Source organism: Sphingomonas sp., from assembly GCF_965200105.1.
GTDB lineage: Bacteria > Pseudomonadota > Alphaproteobacteria > Sphingomonadales > Sphingomonadaceae > Solisphingomonas.
In genome coordinates, this window is the sequence record NZ_CBDATN010000002.1 from 1,407,501 (window position 1) to 1,423,746 (window position 16,246).

The following is a 16,246-nucleotide window of genomic DNA, read 5'->3' on the forward strand; positions in this document are numbered from 1 at the left end:
CGATCATCCCGCCGCCGTCGACCACGGGAAGGTGGCGGATCCGCCGCTGCGTCATCAGCGCGAGCGCCGCGAGCAGCGAGGTGTCCGATGTCACCGTCAGCGCCGGCGCCGTCATCACCTCGGACACTCGACGATCGAGCAGCGCGGCCCCTTCGCGCGCCAACCCGTAGAGGACATCGCGTTCCGAGAGGATGCCGAGGACTTGGCCGTCGCCGTCCGTCACCGGCACGGCGCCGATCCGCTTCTCGGCGAGGAGTCGAACCGTGTCGCCCACGCGATCGTCCCGACCGGCGGCGACGACGTCGCCGCCCTTGTTGCGCAATATTGTCGCGACCGTCATTCGCGGTCTCCTCTCCTCGTCGCGGCGCGCCCGCCTGCCGCTTGATGATCCCACGAGGCGAGGCCAAATGGAAGCCATGCCGAGGCACGATCCGATCCCGCGCAGACCGTCTGCGGCGACCAGGGTAGCCAATCCGCACGCCTGGGCGCGTTACCGCCGGATCATGCGCTGGATGGCGATGCTGGCGGCGGTGTGTGCGGTCGGATCCGTCGCGTGGCTGCACTGGACGGGCATGGCGCTCAAGCTGCACTTCGTCATCGCCACGCTGATCGGCGTGTTCCTGACGGTGCTGGTAGGCACAGGGCTGATGAGCCTCGCCTTCCTCTCGGCGGGCAGCGGCCACGACGCGCGCGCCGGCGAACGGTTCGAGGAGTAAGGGCGCCGTCCGTCAGTCGGACGACGCCCCCCGGTAGCGACGAAGGTCAGGCCGCGACGCTATCGCCATCGCCCTTGGCGCGCCGGGCGCGGCGGCGACGGGGAGCCTCCTCGCCCTCGGCGGCTTGCGATCCGCCCTCGGGCGCGGTTGACGGCTCCTGAACAAAGGCTGGCGGCAGCCGGTCGACCTCGATCCGCTCCGCCTGCACGGCCTCTGCCTCGTTATCGCGGCGGGGGCGGCGGCCACGGCGCGGCCGACGCGGCTCGCCGTCATCCGCTGACAGGGCAACCGCTTCGGGCTCGCGGGCCGGCAACCCCTCGCTGTCGGCACGATCCTCGTCGGGATAGGCGTTGGGCTCGGCAGACTGGCGCTCGGCACGCTGTTCGTAGCGCGGCTGCTCGTAGCGCGGCTGCTCCCGTTCTCCACGGTACTCCTGCCGATCGCCATGCATCTCCGGACGCTGCTCCTGCCGCTCGTTGCGCTCGAAGCGGTCCTGGCGATGCGGCTGACCGACGCGGTCGTCGGCGTAGATCTCACCGTCGTCGCCGCCGTCGTCATACTCCTCGTCGCGGCCGCGACGGGGCTGCTGCTCCTCGAAACGGGCGCGGGATTCGCTCAGCACGCGAAAATAATGATCCGCGAACTGGAGATAATATTCGGTCATCACGCGATCGCCCTGCGTCTGCGCGTCGCGGGCGAGGTTGCGGTATTTCTCGTGGAGTTGAGCGGCGTTGCCCCGCGCGCGATTGTCGATCCGGTTGCCGCGATCGGCGCCGCCCCCCGCGCCGTTACGCACCTGCGGACCACCGCGACCACGGCGGCGGCCGTTCTGCCGATTGTTGATCAACGTCTGTCCTTCACTGGTGGTACGAGCTCACCACTCCTGCCGGAACCCGTCCGGCGTCACCGCCCGGCCTGCGCCCAGGCGATCGCGCGCGCCATGATCATCCCGGTAGCGGGGACAGGTTACCATCCCGCTGCCACCACCGGTTGGACGAACAACCGTCGAGCCATCGGCGCGAGGTCCGACCGCGATCCGCCGCTCGCGCGCGAGCGATCCGGGATTTGCGTGACAGGCCTCTCTGAAGCGACAGATAGTCACCGTCCCGGTGAAATCCAAGCATTATGTGCGCCGTGGTCAGCGGCGTACGATCAGGCAGCGCGCGATGCCGGCAAGATCGCTTCGTGCCGAGGCCGCGAGGCCGGAGTCAGCCAGGATCGTCACGACGTCGCCCGCCTGCCCGACCCCCACCTCGATGAACCCCGCCCCTCCCGTCGCGAGCTGCGAGGCGAGGGATGGCGCCAGCGCGCGATACGCATCGAGCCCGTCCTCACCCGCCCAGAGTGCGCCCGACGGCTCGAACGCGGCGACGTCGCGCGGCAGCGCCTCTCCGGTGGCGATGTAAGGGGGGTTGCAGAGCAGAAGGTCGAATTGCTGGCCCGTGCCCTCCCAGCCGCCGACGAGAAAGGCCGTCCGCGCGCCGAGCCCCAGCGCCGCGGCGTTGACCGCCGCGACCGCCAGCGCGGCCTCCGAGCGATCGATGCCGACGCCGCTCGCGTCGGGCCAGACGCGCAACGCCGCGAGCAGCAGCGCGCCCGAACCCGTGCCGAGATCCAGCACCCGCGCGGGTCCGGGCGTGCCCGCGAAATGGTCGATCGCCGCTTCGATCAGCGTCTCGCTGTCGGGGCGCGGGATCAGCACGTCGGGGGTAACGCCGAGCGTCATGTCCCAGAAATCGCGCGACCTCACGATATACGCCACGGGCTCGCCCGCTTCGCGACGCGCGACAAGCGCGTCGAACCCTGGCGGCACCACCCGCTCCGGCCCGAGCAGCAGCGCCTCGCGCGCGATGCCGAGCGCGTGCGCCATCAGCAGCTCGGCATCCAGCCTGGGGGTGTCGCTCTCCGTCAGCCGGGCGGCGGCGGCGCGCACCGCCGCCAGCGCGTCAGCCATCCAGCGCTGCGAGCCGGCTCGCCTCGTCCTCGGCGACGAGCGCGCCGACGAGCTCGTCCATCTGGCCTTCCAGGATCTCGGGCAGGCGGTGCAGGGTCAGGCCGATGCGATGGTCGGTCACGCGGCCCTGCGGGAAATTGTAGGTGCGGATGCGCTCGGAGCGATCGCCCGATCCCACCATGGAACGCCGCGTTCCGGCGCGCTCGGACGCCAGCCGCTCGCGCTCCGCCTCGTAGAGGCGCGCGCGCAGCACCTTCAGCGCCTTGGCCTTGTTCTTGTGCTGGGACTTCTCGTCCTGCTGGATCACGACCATGCCGGTGGGCAGGTGGGTGATGCGCACCGCCGAGTCCGTGGTGTTGACGGATTGGCCGCCCGGCCCCGACGAACGGTAGACGTCGATCCGCAGCTCCTTGTCGTCGATGCGGACGTCGACCTCCTCGGCCTCGGGCAGCACCGCCACCGTCGCGGCGGAGGTGTGGATGCGGCCGCCGCTCTCGGTCACGGGCACGCGCTGAACGCGATGGACGCCGCTCTCGAACTTTAGCCGCGCGAACACGCCTTGTCCGGTGACGGACGCCACCACCTCCTTGAAACCGCCCAGCTCGGCAGCGTTGGCGGACATCAGCTCGACGCGCCAGCCGGCGGTCTCGGCGAAGCGCTGGTACATCCGGAACAGGTCGCCCGCGAACAGCGCCGCCTCGTCGCCGCCGGTGCCGGCGCGGATCTCCAGGATGGCGGAACGCTCGTCGGCGGCGTCGCGCGGCAGCAGCGCGAGCGCGAGGCCGCGCTCGGCGACGGCGAGCTTCGCCTCGTTCTCGGCGAGCTCCTCGGCGGCCATGGCGCGCAACTCGTCGTCGGCGTCGCGCGTCATCTCGTGCAGCGTCGCACGCTCGGCGCGCAGCCTCCGCACCTGCGCGGCGGCGGCGGCGACCGGTTCGATCTCGGCATAGTCCTTGGACAGCCGCACGAACTCGTCGGCCGCGAGATCGCCGCGCGCCATCGACGCGGCAAGCTCGTCCCGCCGCCCCTCGATCTGGGCGATCCGCTCGGCGGTGATGGTGGTCATGCGCCGGTGCTATCCACGAGTCCTTCGACTCTCGTCTGCAGAGCACGGGCGACAGCAAGATCGAGAACGGAGCCGCTAAAGGTGGTGTTCTGGCTACTGGATACGCGAACGTCGTCCGGCCGAACAAACACGACGGCGTCAACGCCCGCCTTCCGAGCGGCTTCGATCTGCTTCTTAGGGGTAGCACGGTAAGGCGTATCAACGACGAGGCCAGCTTCACGCATCAGAGCGATTGACTTGAGAACTTTTGCGTCCAGCATGGGATCGTCTGACACTACGGCGAACCGCATCTCAGGATTTGCAGTGTCAGTCAGCATCCCCAGCCGCTCGATCCCCGCCGCCCAGCCGACACTCGGTGTCGCCGGCCCGCCCAGCGCCTCGACCAGCCCGTCGTAGCGGCCGCCGGCCAGCACCGTGCCCTGCGCACCGAGCCGATCGGTTACGAACTCGAACGCGGTGTGACGATAATAGTCGAGCCCGCGCACCAGCCGTGCGTCGCGCTCCCAGCGCACGCCGGCGGCGTCGAGACCCTTCGTCACCGCCTCGAAGAAGGCCCCAGCCTCGCTCGTCAGGTGATCGTCGATGCCGGGCGCGGCATCCGCCACCGGACGATCGCGCGAATCCTTTGAGTCAAGGATACGCAGCGGGTTCTTCGCCAGCCTGGAGACCGAATCCTCCGAAAGCGCGTCGCGATGCATCTCGAAATGCGCCACCAGCGCGTCGCGCCACGCACCGCGCGTCGCCGCGTCGCCGAGCGTGTTGAGCTTGAGCGTCACGCCGTCCGCGATGCGCAAGTCGTGCAGGAGCTGGTCCGCCATCGCCAGCAGCTCGACGTCGGCCTGCGGCTCGGCCGCGCCCAGCACCTCGGCGTCGATCTGGTGGAACTGGCGGTAGCGCCCCTTCTGCGGCCGCTCGTAGCGAAACACCGGGCCGTGCGTCGCCACCTTCAGCGGCGCGTGCTGCTGCCAACCCTCGGTCAGGTAGGCGCGGCAGATGCCGGCGGTGAACTCCGGGCGCAGCGTCACGCCCTCCCCGCCGCGATCCTCGAACGAGTACATCTCCTTGGAGACGACGTCGGTGCTCTCGCCGATCGATCGCGCGAACACCTGCGTCTGCTCGATCACCGGCACTTCGACGCGGCGGAAGCCGTAGAGGCGTCGCACCCGATCGAACGTCTCGACCACGCGCGCGAAGCGATCGGCCGTCTCGCCCAGCATGTCCTGCGTGCCGCGGACGGGCCTCGGTATCTCGGGTCTTGGCATGGGGCGGGCGTCCTACTGTAAAACATCCGAGCGGAAAATAGCTTCGCAGGCGCAGCAAATGACTGCTTGTCCGGCCGATCGCGGCAACGCTATGTGCGCTGCATCATGAACATCGACCTCATCCCAATCGGGAACAACCCGCCCCACGAGCTCAACGTCGTGATCGAGGTGCCCATCGGCGGCGAGCCCGTGAAGTACGAGTTCGACAAGAAGTCGGGCGCGCTGTTCGTGGATCGCATCCTCCACACGCCGATGCGTTATCCGGCGAACTACGGCTTCGTGCCACACACGCTCTCGCCCGATGGCGATCCGCTGGACGCGCTGGTGGTGGCACGCTCGCCCTTCATTCCGGGGTGCGTGGTGCGCGTGCGGCCGGTCGCGGTGCTCAAGCTCGAGGACGAGGCGGGCGGCGACGAGAAGCTGCTGACGGTGCCGGCCGACGCTACCTTCCCTTATTACTCCAAGGTCGGCGAGAAGGACGATCTGCCCGAGATCGTGATGCAGCAGATCGAGCACTTCTTCACCCACTACAAGGATCTCGAGGCCAAGAAGTGGGTGCGCATCGGCCAGTGGGGCGATGCCGAGGAGGCCAAGCGGATCATCCTCGAAGCGATCGACCTCGCCGCCAAGAAGAAGGCCGAGATCGGCACCGACGCGGGCGCGAAGCAGCTCTGATCGCGCGCAGTCTGCGCGCGGCTCTGGACGAGCGCCGGCGTCCGCGCCATGCCTGCGGCAACGACGCAGTCATGGGAATAGCCGCTTCATGTCCTTCACACGCGTAGGCCTCGCCACCTCCTCGCTGGCGCTGATCGCCGGCGCAGCTCTTGCCCAACCCTCCCTGACGGGTACGCCCGGCCAGCCCGCAAGCAACACGCTGCCCCAGCCATCGCCGATCGCGAACACCATCCCGGCGGCGGTCGATACGCCCTACCCCGGCGGCACCATCAAGCTCGCGGTCGATGCGACCGACACCACGCGCGGCATCTTCGCCGTTACGGAAACGATCCCCGTCGCCGGGCCCGGGCCGCTGGTGCTGCTTTACCCGAAGTGGATTCCGGGCGACCACAGCCCAACCGGACCGGTCAGCAAGGTCGCCGGTCTCAAGATCACGGCGAACGGCACGGTCATCCCGTGGACGCGCGACCCGGTCGACGTCCATGCCTTCCACGTCGAGGTGCCGGCCGGCGCGACGAGCGTGGTCGCCAGCTTCCAGTTCCTGTCGCCGACCAGCTCGGCACAAGGCCCGATCCAGATGACGCCGGACATGCTCAACCTCACCTGGGACACGGTCTCGCTCTACCCGGCCGGCTACTTCGTCCGCCGCATCCCGATACAGGCGAGCGTCACCTATCCGACCGGCTGGAAGTCCGCGACCGCGCTCAAGCCGGGCCTCTCGGGCGACCGCGTCGACTATGCTCCGATCGACTACGAGACGCTGGTCGACTCGCCCGTGCTCGCCGGCCGCAACATGCGCTCGGACGAACTCGCGCCCGGCGTGCGCCTCGACATCGCCGCCGACCGTCCCGACCAGCTCGCCGCGACGCCCGCGCAGATCGACGCCCACAAACGGTTGATCGCGCAGGCCGTCAAGCTGTTCGGGGCGCAACATTACGACCACTATGATTTCCTGCTGTGGCTGTCGGATACGATGGGCGGCAAGGGGCTGGAGCATCACCGCTCCTCCGAAGACGGTACCGACGCCAGCTACTTCACCGAGTGGGACGACACCGCGCCCGCGCGCAACCTGCTGCCGCATGAATACACCCATAGCTGGGACGGCAAGTTCCGACGAGGCGCGGACCTGTGGACCGCCGACTATCGCCAGCCGATGGGTGACAGCCTGCTGTGGGTTTACGAGGGGCAGACCCAATATTGGGGCTATGTCCTCCAGGCGCGCTCGGGCCTTGTCTCCAAGGAGGACACGCTCGATCAGCTCGCCTCCGTCGCGGCGAGCTACGACAACCAGCGCGGCAAGGACTGGCGCTCGCTGGAGGATACCACCAACGATCCGACGATGAATCAGCGCCGTCCGATCGGCTGGCGCAGCTATCAGCGCGCCGAGGACTATTATAGCGAGGGCCAGCTCACCTGGCTCGATGCCGACCAGATCATCCGCGAGAAGTCCGGCGGGAGAAAGTCGCTGGACGATTTCGCCCGCCTTTTCTTCGGCATCCGCGATCGCGACTGGGGCGTCGTCACCTACCGCTACGAGGACGTGGTCGAGACGCTTGGCAAGGTCGTGCCGTACGATTGGAAAGGCTTTCTCGACGCCCATGTCTACGCGGTCAATCCCAAGGCGCCGCTCGATTGGATCGGGCGGGGCGGCTATCGCCTGACCTATGTCGAGAAGCCTCCCAAGGTGTGGGCGCAGAACGAGGCCGAACGCAAGATCAGCGACTTCAGCTACTCGGTCGGCTTCACCGTCGGCAAGGAGGACACGCTGAGCGCGGTGCTGTGGGGCAGCCCGGCCTTCCAGGCGGGGCTGACGACCGGCGCCAAGCTCGTGGCGGTGAACGGCCGCACCTACGACAAGGATCAGCTCAAGGCGGCAATCAACGCCGCCAAGGGCGGAGGCGAGCCGATCCACCTGCTCGTCCGGCAGAAGGACCAGTTCCGCACCGTGGACGTCCGCTGGAACGGCGGCTTGCGCTACCCGCATTTGGAGAAGGTGGGCAAAGGCACGGGCGGGCTCGACCGCCTGCTGGCACCGAAGGCATGATCTCGGGCGCCTCCTCCCGAAGCGGGAGGAGGCGCGGCATTTCCGCCTTTTCACACGCGCAGCGGCGCCGCGATGCGCTACGCTGGCGGCCATGACGCTGCATCTTGGCCGACATGTCGCCCCCGCTCGCTTCGTTCTCTTCGCGCTGCTGCTCGCGGCGGTGCTGCCGTTCGCGATGCCGGCGTTCGGATGGCGGCATGGGATCATGGCGGGGTTCGACGTGGCCGCAGCGGTGTTCCTCGGCTCGCTGAGGCCGCTCCTCGCCACGCCGCATGCGGAAGCGATGCGCGAGCGGGCGCGAACGAACGACGCCAACCGTGTGCTGATGCTCGCGATCACGGTGGCGGTAACGGCGGTCGTGCTGGTCGCGGTCGGCTCCGAGCTGATCGAGAAGGGTTCCCCCAAGGCGAGCGCGATCGCGCTCATCATCGGTACGCTGGCGCTCGCCTGGACGTTCAGCAACATGGTCTACGCGCTGCATTACGCGCACATGTTCTACCTGGAAGCCGAGGGCGGCGATGCGGGGGAGGACCAGGGCGGCCTCGACTTCCCCGACACGAAGGAGCCCAATTACTGGGACTTCATCTATTTCAGCTTCACGCTGGGCATGACGTTCCAGACCTCCGACGTGGAGATGACGTCGACCGGGATACGCACCGTCGCGATCTTCCACTGTCTCGCCGCGTTCGTGTTCAATCTCGGCGTGCTCGCCTTCACGATCAACGTGCTCGGCGGCGGCTAGCCTAGGCTCGCGATGGCCTCGATCGTGCGGCGGCGATACTCGCCCGTCGAGTACCGGTGCGTGCCCACGAAGTGGAGGAAGGCGGCGTCCGCCGGCGGCGCCTCGTTCCAGTAGTTGAGGTGGCGCGCGTAGGGCAGCAGCACCGGGTGCGCCCCGTTGGCGACGAGGAAGTTGGAGGCGACCTGTTCGCTGCCCCAGCGCCGCCACTTCTGCGCGCCCACGACTTCCGCCGCCGCGGCGCTGAACGCCTCGGCCGCGTCGCGCCCGGCGCCACCTCGGGGAAAGCCCGCGAAGCCTGCCGAGCCGCGCACGTAGCGCCATGCGGCGGCATCCGGGAAGCGATCCCAATTGCCCTCGATGGAGGATTGGATGTGCGCCGGCCCGGAGGGATCGATCCCGCTGCCCTGCGGGTGGTAGGCCGCCATGAACTCGGGCAGCGACAGCACGCCGTTGGCGTCGGCCGTCGGGTCGCCGAGCAACGTGAAGGGGCGGTTGCCGGCGATCGCAGCCTCCACCTCCGGAAGCGCACTCAGCGTCAGCGTGTCCGAGTCGAGCTGGATCACGTAATCCTGCCGTGCGAGGTCGAGCAGCGTCAGCAGCCGCTCCCAGCAGCCACCCGTGGGACAGGCGCCCGTGGCGACGTCGGCGATCGCCAAGATCTCGGGGTCGCCGAGGTGATGCGCCAGCACCCTGCGGTCCTTCGGAGTCAGCGTGCCGTCGTCCAGGATCGCGATCCGCCCCCTGCCCAGCCGCGCGTGGAGCGACTTCACCGCGACGAGATAGGGCAGCAGCACGGCGTGACCGATCATCGAGAAGATCACCACGCCGTCGGCGCGCGGCACGATCGGCGTGGTCCTCAGCACCGACCTCGCGGCACGGAGATGCGCGAGTTCGCGCAGCGTGCGCGCCACGCGATCGATCATGCCGCCAGCCTCGCCAGAGCCTTGCCCTCCAGCCGCCAGGGCTGCCAGCCGGCGGCGGGCTTGGCGCCGACCGCGCGATACGCCGCCATCGCGTCCTCGTTCCAGTCGAGCACCGCCCAATCCATCCGCGCGCAGCCCCGCGCCACCGCCTCGCGGGCGAGCGCGACGAGCAGCGCGCGGCCGACGCCGCCACCCCGCGCCGCCGCCTCGACGAACAGGTCCTCCAGATAGAGGCCCGGCTTCCCCGTCCAGGTCGAATAGTTGAGGAACCAGACGGCAATGCCGACGATCGCGCCCTCCCGCTCGGCGACATGCGCGTGAACGATGGCGCCGTCCGCGAACAGCGTCGCCGTCAGCATCTCCACCGTGGCCTCGACCGCATCGGGCTCGCGCTCGTAGGCGGCGAGCGCGCGGATCAGGCGGAGGATATCGGGAACGTCGCCGGGCGCGGCGCGGCGGACGGTGGCGCTCACCGCGTCGCTCGTTCGGCGCGCGGGCCGGTGGTGAGACCGATGCGGCCGTAATAGCCCGCCCGCTTCAGCGTCTCGATCATCTCCGCGACGCAGGCATAGGGCACGTCGCTGGCGCCCGAGACGTGGAGCTCGGCGCCCTTGTCGGGCAGCGCCGAGGCGAGCGCCGCCTTCCCCGCCTCGCTCTCGACGTCGCCGGTGTCGACACCGCGCACGGTGGGCACGCACGACTTGGTCTCGGCATCCCAGCGCACCGCGACCGCCTGCCGCCGCTCGACCGTCGGCGCCGGCGGCCCGGCCGTGCCTGCCGCCCAGAGCAGCAGCGCCGCGATCACTCCGCCGCGACCGCCGTCGCGTCGGCGATCGACTTGGCCGCCTCGATCTCGGCGGCCTTGGCCTCGACGAGACGCACGACATGATCGATCATGCCCTCGTCCTGCACGGTGTGGTCGGTCACGCCCGACAGGTAGATCATGTGCTTGCCGTTGCCGCCGCCGGTGACGCCGATATCTGTCTCGCGCGCCTCGCCGGGGCCGTTGACCACGCAGCCCAGCACCGACAGCGAGAGCGGCGTCGCGATATGCTGCAGCCGCGCCTCCAGCGCCTCGACGGTGCGGATCACGTCGAAGCCCTGCCGGGCGCAGGACGGGCACGACACCACGCGCACGCCGCGCGTGCGGATGCCGAGCGCCTTCAGCATCTCGTAGCCGACGCGCACCTCCTCCTCCGGCTCGGCCGACAAGGACACGCGGATCGTGTCGCCGATGCCGAACCACAGCAGCGAGCCCATGCCGATCGAGGACTTGACGGTGCCGCCGATCAGCCCGCCCGCCTCGGTGATGCCGAGGTGCAGCGGACAATCCACGACCTCGGCGAGCTGTTGGTAGGCGGCGACGGCGAGGAACAGGTCCGATGCCTTCACCGCCACCTTGTATTCGTGGAAATCGGCGTCCTGGAGCAGCTTGATGTGATCGAGCGCGCTCTCGACCAGCGCCTCGGGACAGGGCTCGCCATATTTCTCGAGCAGGTCCTTCTCCAGGCTGCCGCCGTTGACGCCGATGCGGATCGAGCAGCCATTGGCCTTGGCGGCGCGCACGACCTCGGCGACGCGTGCGGCGGAGCCGATATTGCCCGGGTTGATGCGCAGGCAGGCCGCACCGTTATCCGCCGCCTCCAACGCGCGCTTGTAGTGGAAGTGGATGTCGGCGACGATCGGCACCTTCGCGGCGCGGGTGATCTGGCGCAGCGCCGCCGAACTCTCCTCGTCGGGGCAGGAGACGCGGACGATATCGACGCCCGCTTCCTCGCAACGGCGGATCTGGTCCACCGTCGCGCGCACGTCCGGCGTCGGCGTGTTGGTCATCGTCTGCACGCTGATCGGCGCGTCTCCGCCGACAGGGACGTTGCCGACCATGATCTGACGGCATGGGCGGCGCGCGATGTCGCGCCAGGGACGGACCGACATGGGAAGCCTTCGCGGTTGCTCTCGGCACCCCTATAGGCGCTTGCCATGACGAAAGTAAGGACGGGCTGGACGCTGGCTATCCACGGCGGTGCGGGATCGATGACGCCGGAGACGCTGGCGGCCGACGAGGCGGAGCGGGCGCTCGCCGGGCTGCGCGCCGCGCTCGACGCGGGCGGTGCGATGCTCGAAGCTGGCGGCGCCGCGCTCGACGCGGTGGCGATCGCCGTGCGCGTGCTGGAGGACGACCCCGCCTTCAACGCGGGCCGCGGATCGGTCTTCACCTGGGACGGCCACATCGAATGCGACGCCGCCATCATGGACGGGCGCGATCGCCGCGCCGGCGCGGTGGCGGGCGTCACCGCCACGCGCCATCCAATCGACGCGGCGCGCGCGGTGATGGAGCGGAGCCCGCACGTGCTGCTCTCCGCCGCCGGTGCCGACGCCTTCTCCGCCGAACAGGGGCTGGAGCAGGCACCGCCCGATTGGTTCGCCACGCCCGCGCGCCGCCGCCAGCTCGACGAGATCAAGGCGCGACCCGACCTGCCGTTCGACTCGGGAATGAAGTACGGCACGGTCGGCGCCGTCGCGATGGACGCCACCGGCCATGTCGCCGCCGCCACCTCGACGGGCGGGCTGACCGCCAAGCGTTGGGGGCGGATCGGCGATTCGGCGCTGATCGGCGCGGGCACCTACGCCGACGATCGCGCGGGCGCCGTCTCCTGCACCGGCTCGGGCGAGCATTTCATCCGGCTCGCGGTGGCGCACGAGCTGACCGCGCGCCGCCGCCTCGTCGGCGAAACGCTGGGCCAGGCCGCCGACGCGCTGATCGCCGAGCTCTCGGCGCTCGGCGGCAAGGGCGGCTTCATCGCGGTGTCGCCGCAGGGCGACGCGCTGTGGCGGTTCAACACGCCCGGCATGTTCCGCGGCCTGGCGCGGGATGGCGGGGAGGCGACGGTCGCCGTCTTCGGCGAACCCGTCGGAACCGCGTAGGCCGCGCAAGGTAAACGTCGCCGCCCGACGCCCCGCATTCACCGGCGATGAGAAGGAACCGGGGCCTGCGCTAGCGGCCGGTTTCCAACATGTATCCAACAATCGTCATGCGCCGGTGCGGGCGCCGCATCGGGAGGATCGGCGGGCTCCGGGCCGCGTCGTCGTCGATCGGCGCCGCGCGGCTACCGCAGCGCCGCCAACGCCTCCGCGATGCGGTCGCACGCCTGCGCGAGCAGCACGTCGGAGGTCGCGTAGCTGATGCGGAACGCGGGCTCGAGCCCGAACGCGCGGCCGTGCACCACCGCGACGCGCGCCTCGTCGAGCAGGTAGCCCGCCAGCATCTCGTCATTGGCGATCGTCAGCCCGCCGGGCGTCGCCTTGCCCATCACGCCCGAGCAGTCGGGATAGACGTAGAAGGCCCCTTCAGGTGTCGGGCAGGCGATGCCGGGGATCGCGTTCAGCCGCTCGACCACAAGGTCGCGGCGGCGCTGGAAGGCGGCGTTGCGCTCGGCCAGGAAGTCCTGCGGGCCATTGAGAGCGGCGGTCGCCGCCGCCTGCGCGATCGAGCAGGGATTGGAGGTGGACTGCGACTGGAGCTTGGCGATCGCCTTGACGAGCCACTTCGGCCCGCCGGCATAGCCGATGCGCCAGCCCGTCATGGCATAGGCCTTGGAGCAGCCGTTGACGGTCAGCGTCCGCTCGAACAGATCGGGACAGACCTCGGCGATCGTCGCGAACCTGAAGTCGCCGTAGACGACATGCTCGTACATGTCGTCCGTCATCACCCAAACGTGCGGGTGGCGCTGGATCACCTCGCCCAGCGCGCGAAGCTCGTCCGCCGTGTAGGCGGCGCCGGTGGGGTTTGACGGCGAGTTAAGGATCACCCAGCGCGTGGCGGGCGTGATCGCCGCGTCGAGCGCTTGCGGGCTGATGCGGTACCCCTGCGCCGCGCCCGCCGCGACGAACACCGGCGTGCCGCCGCAATATTGCACGATATCGGGGTAGCTCACCCAGTAGGGCGCGGGGATCACCACCTCGTCGCCCGGGTCGATCGTGGCGACGAGCGCGTTGAACAGGGTCTGCTTGCCGCCGACGTTCACCGTCACCTCGTCGGCGGCGTAGGCGAGACCGTTGTCGCGCGCGGAACTTGGCCGACGATCGCGGCTTTCAGCTCGGCGGTCCCGTCGACGGGCGTATATTTGGTGCGTCCTTGCCGGATCGCCTCGATCGCCGCGTCCTTGACGAAATCGGGCGTGTCGAAGTCCGGCTCGCCCGCCGCCAGGCCGATGACGTCCACGCCCTGCCGCTTCAGCTCGGCGACGCGCCCCGTCATCGCGACGGTGGCGGACGGCTGGATACGGTCGAGCGCGGCGGAGGTGGTGCGCATGAGGTTCCCCGGTGAAGGCGGGGCGCCTATAATCTCATGTCGCGTTCGGCGGCAACCGCGCCTCGATCAATCCGCGCAAAGCGTTGCCGAGCAGGAATCCTGCGCGAAGGTCGTCGGCGGTCAGGTCCGTCTCGATCGCGCGACCTTCCTCGATCAGGCGCTGGCGAAGCACGCCGGGCAGCAGTCCGCGCGACAGCGGGGGCGTCAGCAGGCGCCCGTCGCGCGCTACGAACAGGCTGGTGAAGCTGCCCTCTGTGAGGAGACCGTCCTGCCGTGCGAACACCACCTCGAACGTGCCGGCGGCGGCGCGCGCGCGATCGTAGAAGCCGCGATCCGCCGTCTTGTGGCGGAGCCGATAGTCGGACGGGGAGACGGGCAGCGGCACCACCGCCACCGTCACCGGCGCGGCGGGCGGCGCAGGCAGCGGCCGAACCTCGATCGCCGCCCTGCCCGAAGGCGCGGCACGCAATCGCACGCGCGCCGGTTCGCGCAGCCGGAAGGTCGCGGCCTGAAGCTCGTTGCGAAGCGCGTGACGGTCGATCGCGAAATCGAACGCCTCCGCGGAAGCCTTCAGCCGGGCGAGGTGACGTTCGAGATCGGGGATGCCGTCGAGCGGATCGAAGCGCATCGTTTCGATCAGGTCGAAGCCCGGGCAGCGCAGGAACGCGGCCTTGTCGAGACACTCGCGCCATTCCGCCGCGCCATTCGAGTCGGCGACGATCCCCGATCCCAGCCCGATCGTGGCGCGCCCCTCCCCCTCCAGCACCAGCGTGCGGATGGCGACATCGAAGGCGGAGTCGCCGCCCGCGTCGACGCGTCCGATCGCGCCGGTGTAGAGGCCGCGCGAACCCGCCTCGACGTCGGCCGCTACCGCCATCGCCTTCAGCTTGGGCGCGCCGGTGATCGAGCCGCACGGGAAGCAAGCCTCCAGCACCGATACCGCGTCCGCACCCTCCGCCAGGCGGGCGGAGACGGTCGAGGTCATCTGGTGGACGGTCGGATAGCTCTCGACCTCGAACAGCGCGGGCACCGCCACGCTGGCCGGTGCGGCGACGCGCGATAGATCGTTGCGGAGAAGGTCGACGATCATCAGGTTCTCGGCGCGCTGCTTCTCGTCCGCGGCAAGCCCTTCGGCCGCGAGAGCGTCGGCCCGCGCGTCCGACAGCCGACGCGCGGTGCCCTTCATCGGTCGCGCGGTCAGCACCTCGCCGTCCAGCCGGAAGAACAGCTCGGGCGAGAAGGAGAGGATAAGGCGCGTGCCGTCGTGCACGATCCCGCCCCACCCCGCCGCCGCGCGCGCGCGCAGCCGGGCATAGAGCGCCAGCGGATCGCCAGCGACGCGCAGCCCAGCCTGGAAGGTGAGGTTGGCCTGGTAGATGTCGCCGGCCGCGATATGCGCCTTCACGCGATCGAACGCGGCGACATAGGCATCGCGCGTGATTGCCGGACGTGGGGCGGAGCACCATGCGCCGTCTGGATCGGGAAGCAACCCGGGCACGTCGGCGGGGGCGATCTCCTCATGGCGGTCGAACAGCCCGAACCAGAGCAACGGCGCCCCCGACGCGACATCGCCCGGCGCCTCGGCGAGCGCGCCGGCATCGTAGGCGACATAGCCCGCCGCGTGCAGCGCGCCCCGCTCGCGCAACCGGTCGAGGCAGGCGGCGACGCCGGACTGCGCGTGTGCGACGATCGTCTCGACGGGATCGCGGTACAGCCGGGCGGGCGCCGCACCGTCCACGCGCGCGTCGTCCAGCAGCACGAACGGCGGACCGGCGGTGTCGAGCGTCATCGTGGTCCCCTCCTCGCGCGGCGGCGGCCGGCCGGCAAGCCCGGCGCTTGCGCGCGCGGCGCCGCGCCGCCATGTCGGGCGCGATGGCCGACACCGCTTCCCCCGAACCGCCGCTGCGCGCCGCGATGCTGCCGGTCACGCCGCTCCAGCAGAATTGTACGCTGGTCTGGTGCACGAGGACGATGCGCGGCGCCTTCATAGATCCGGGCGGCGACCTGCCCAGGCTCGAGGCGGCCGCCGCCAAGGCTGGCGTCACGGTCGAGAAGATCCTCGTCACGCACGGCCATATCGACCATTGCGGTCAGGCGGGCGTTCTCGCCCGCCGCCTGGGCGTGCCGATCGAAGGACCGCACGAGGAGGATCGCTTCCTGATCGCGGACCTGGCTGAGCATGGGCGCCAGTACGGCATCCCGGGCGAGGGCTTCGAGCCCGATCGCTGGCTCGACGAAGGCGAGGCGGTGACCGTCGGCGAACTCTCCTTCGACGTCTATCACACGCCCGGCCATACGCCGGGGCACGTCATCTTCCACAATGTCGCGTCCAAATTCGCGCAGGTCGGCGACGTGCTGTTCCAGGGGTCGATCGGCCGTACTGACTTCCCGCGCGGCGACCATCGGCAACTCCTCGACGCGATCGTCGGCAAGCTGTGGCCGCTCGGCGACGACACGGTGTTCGTGCCGGGCCACGGCCCCGCCTCCACCTTCGGGCAGGAGCGCCGCACCAACGCCTTCGTCGCGGACGCCGTGCTCGGCCGCGCCTGAAA

The 16,246-nt window shown here is 69.9% G+C and carries 16 protein-coding genes and 1 pseudogene (1 of these 17 running past the window's edge); 6 read left to right on the top strand and 11 right to left on the bottom strand.

Annotated elements, in window-relative coordinates:
* On the bottom strand, positions 1–340 hold the 5' portion of the coding sequence (locus ACOFKX_RS08195) for a CBS domain-containing protein (protein ID WP_419826515.1). 92 nt of this gene lie to the left of the window's left edge; the window shows 340 of its 432 coding nt (coding positions 1–340); it begins with the start codon at positions 338–340; its stop codon lies beyond the left edge, outside the window.
* A 76-nt stretch (positions 341–416) separates the two neighbouring features.
* Here ACOFKX_RS08195 and ACOFKX_RS08200 point away from each other — a divergent pair, with 76 nt between their 5' ends.
* The gene (locus ACOFKX_RS08200; protein WP_419826516.1) at positions 417–716 is read left to right on the top strand and encodes a hypothetical protein; all 300 of its coding nucleotides are present in this window, start codon (positions 417–419) and stop codon (positions 714–716) included.
* Positions 717–762: 46 nt separating this feature from the next.
* On the opposite strand, the gene ACOFKX_RS08205 is transcribed toward ACOFKX_RS08200, so the two are convergent.
* From ACOFKX_RS08205 to hisS, 4 genes are all read right to left on the bottom strand, one after another.
* A complete protein-coding gene (locus ACOFKX_RS08205) occupies positions 763–1,563 on the bottom strand; it encodes a DUF4167 domain-containing protein (RefSeq protein WP_419826517.1) in 801 nt (266 codons plus the stop codon).
* A gap of 291 nt (positions 1,564–1,854) precedes the next feature.
* Positions 1,855–2,670, bottom strand: coding sequence for a peptide chain release factor N(5)-glutamine methyltransferase (gene prmC, locus ACOFKX_RS08210; protein WP_419826518.1), 816 nt, complete (start codon positions 2,668–2,670; stop codon positions 1,855–1,857).
* Positions 2,663–3,736: a peptide chain release factor 1 gene (gene prfA / locus ACOFKX_RS08215; protein WP_419826519.1), complete on the bottom strand. Its 1,074-nt coding sequence runs from the start codon at positions 3,734–3,736 to the stop codon at positions 2,663–2,665. Before prfA ends, prmC begins: the two co-directional genes overlap by 8 nt.
* A complete protein-coding gene (hisS, locus tag ACOFKX_RS08220) occupies positions 3,733–4,998 on the bottom strand; it encodes a histidine--tRNA ligase (RefSeq protein ID WP_419826520.1) in 1,266 nt (421 codons plus the stop codon). The genes prfA and hisS overlap by 4 nt, the downstream gene beginning before the upstream one ends.
* Before the next feature lie 105 nt (positions 4,999–5,103).
* Between hisS and ppa the strand changes: the two genes are divergently transcribed.
* The 3 genes from ppa to ACOFKX_RS08235 all read left to right on the top strand — a co-directional run bounded on the left by ppa (position 5,104) and on the right by ACOFKX_RS08235 (position 8,459).
* Entirely contained in the window at positions 5,104–5,673 is a 570-nt protein-coding gene (gene ppa, locus ACOFKX_RS08225) for an inorganic diphosphatase (protein WP_419826521.1), read from the top strand.
* Positions 5,674–5,761: 88 nt separating this feature from the next.
* Positions 5,762–7,717 (top strand): M61 family metallopeptidase, encoded by a 1,956-nt coding sequence (locus tag ACOFKX_RS08230; RefSeq protein WP_419826522.1) that lies wholly within the window; start codon positions 5,762–5,764, stop codon positions 7,715–7,717.
* A gap of 91 nt (positions 7,718–7,808) precedes the next feature.
* A complete protein-coding gene (locus ACOFKX_RS08235; protein ID WP_419826523.1) occupies positions 7,809–8,459 on the top strand; it encodes a DUF1345 domain-containing protein in 651 nt (216 codons plus the stop codon).
* On the opposite strand, the gene ACOFKX_RS08240 is transcribed toward ACOFKX_RS08235, so the two are convergent.
* From ACOFKX_RS08240 to ispG, 4 genes are read right to left on the bottom strand one after another with little or no spacing between them, the layout of a single operon-like run.
* On the bottom strand, positions 8,456–9,382 hold the full coding sequence (locus ACOFKX_RS08240; protein ID WP_419826524.1) for a hypothetical protein: 927 nt from the start codon (positions 9,380–9,382) through the stop codon (positions 8,456–8,458). The genes ACOFKX_RS08235 and ACOFKX_RS08240 overlap by 4 nt on opposite strands.
* On the bottom strand, positions 9,379–9,855 hold the full coding sequence (locus ACOFKX_RS08245) for an N-acetyltransferase family protein (protein WP_419826525.1): 477 nt from the start codon (positions 9,853–9,855) through the stop codon (positions 9,379–9,381). The genes ACOFKX_RS08240 and ACOFKX_RS08245 overlap by 4 nt, the downstream gene beginning before the upstream one ends.
* Positions 9,852–10,187 carry a hypothetical protein gene (locus ACOFKX_RS08250; RefSeq protein ID WP_419826526.1) on the bottom strand — a complete coding sequence of 112 codons (336 nt, stop codon included), beginning with the start codon at positions 10,185–10,187 and terminating at the stop codon, positions 9,852–9,854. The genes ACOFKX_RS08245 and ACOFKX_RS08250 overlap by 4 nt, the downstream gene beginning before the upstream one ends.
* Positions 10,184–11,317 (bottom strand): flavodoxin-dependent (E)-4-hydroxy-3-methylbut-2-enyl-diphosphate synthase, encoded by a 1,134-nt coding sequence (ispG, locus tag ACOFKX_RS08255; protein WP_419826527.1) that lies wholly within the window; start codon positions 11,315–11,317, stop codon positions 10,184–10,186. Before ispG ends, ACOFKX_RS08250 begins: the two co-directional genes overlap by 4 nt.
* Positions 11,318–11,362: 45 nt before the next feature.
* On the opposite strand from ispG, the gene ACOFKX_RS08260 reads away from it, so the two are divergent.
* Positions 11,363–12,307 (top strand): isoaspartyl peptidase/L-asparaginase family protein, encoded by a 945-nt coding sequence (locus ACOFKX_RS08260; RefSeq protein ID WP_419826528.1) that lies wholly within the window; start codon positions 11,363–11,365, stop codon positions 12,305–12,307.
* A gap of 182 nt (positions 12,308–12,489) precedes the next feature.
* Here the strand turns inward: ACOFKX_RS08260 and ACOFKX_RS08265 are convergent.
* Together ACOFKX_RS08265 and pabB are read right to left on the bottom strand one after the other, a co-directional pair.
* A pseudogene (locus tag ACOFKX_RS08265) lies at positions 12,490–13,694 on the bottom strand (pyridoxal phosphate-dependent aminotransferase).
* A gap of 34 nt (positions 13,695–13,728) precedes the next feature.
* Positions 13,729–15,483 carry an aminodeoxychorismate synthase component I gene (gene pabB, locus ACOFKX_RS08270; RefSeq protein WP_419826529.1) on the bottom strand — a complete coding sequence of 585 codons (1,755 nt, stop codon included), beginning with the start codon at positions 15,481–15,483 and terminating at the stop codon, positions 13,729–13,731.
* Between the two features lie 83 nt (positions 15,484–15,566).
* On the opposite strand from pabB, the gene ACOFKX_RS08275 reads away from it, so the two are divergent.
* Positions 15,567–16,244: an MBL fold metallo-hydrolase gene (locus ACOFKX_RS08275; protein ID WP_419827382.1), complete on the top strand. Its 678-nt coding sequence runs from the start codon at positions 15,567–15,569 to the stop codon at positions 16,242–16,244.
* Positions 16,245–16,246: the final 2 nt, after the last annotated feature.

Coding starts and splice junctions, on each gene's coding strand:
- ACOFKX_RS08200 (WP_419826516.1), top strand. CDS start 417: ATGCCGAGGCACGATCCGATCCCGCGCAGACCGTCTGCGGCGACCAGG.
- prmC (WP_419826518.1), bottom strand. CDS start 2,670: ATGGCTGACGCGCTGGCGGCGGTGCGCGCCGCCGCCGCCCGGCTGACG.
- prfA (WP_419826519.1), bottom strand. CDS start 3,736: ATGACCACCATCACCGCCGAGCGGATCGCCCAGATCGAGGGGCGGCGG.
- hisS (WP_419826520.1), bottom strand. CDS start 4,998: ATGCCAAGACCCGAGATACCGAGGCCCGTCCGCGGCACGCAGGACATG.
- ppa (WP_419826521.1), top strand. CDS start 5,104: ATGAACATCGACCTCATCCCAATCGGGAACAACCCGCCCCACGAGCTC.
- ACOFKX_RS08230 (WP_419826522.1), top strand. CDS start 5,762: ATGTCCTTCACACGCGTAGGCCTCGCCACCTCCTCGCTGGCGCTGATC.
- ACOFKX_RS08235 (WP_419826523.1), top strand. CDS start 7,809: ATGACGCTGCATCTTGGCCGACATGTCGCCCCCGCTCGCTTCGTTCTC.
- ACOFKX_RS08240 (WP_419826524.1), bottom strand. CDS start 9,382: ATGATCGATCGCGTGGCGCGCACGCTGCGCGAACTCGCGCATCTCCGT.
- ispG (WP_419826527.1), bottom strand. CDS start 11,317: ATGTCGGTCCGTCCCTGGCGCGACATCGCGCGCCGCCCATGCCGTCAG.
- ACOFKX_RS08260 (WP_419826528.1), top strand. CDS start 11,363: ATGACGAAAGTAAGGACGGGCTGGACGCTGGCTATCCACGGCGGTGCG.
- pabB (WP_419826529.1), bottom strand. CDS start 15,483: ATGACGCTCGACACCGCCGGTCCGCCGTTCGTGCTGCTGGACGACGCG.
- ACOFKX_RS08275 (WP_419827382.1), top strand. CDS start 15,567: ATGGCCGACACCGCTTCCCCCGAACCGCCGCTGCGCGCCGCGATGCTG.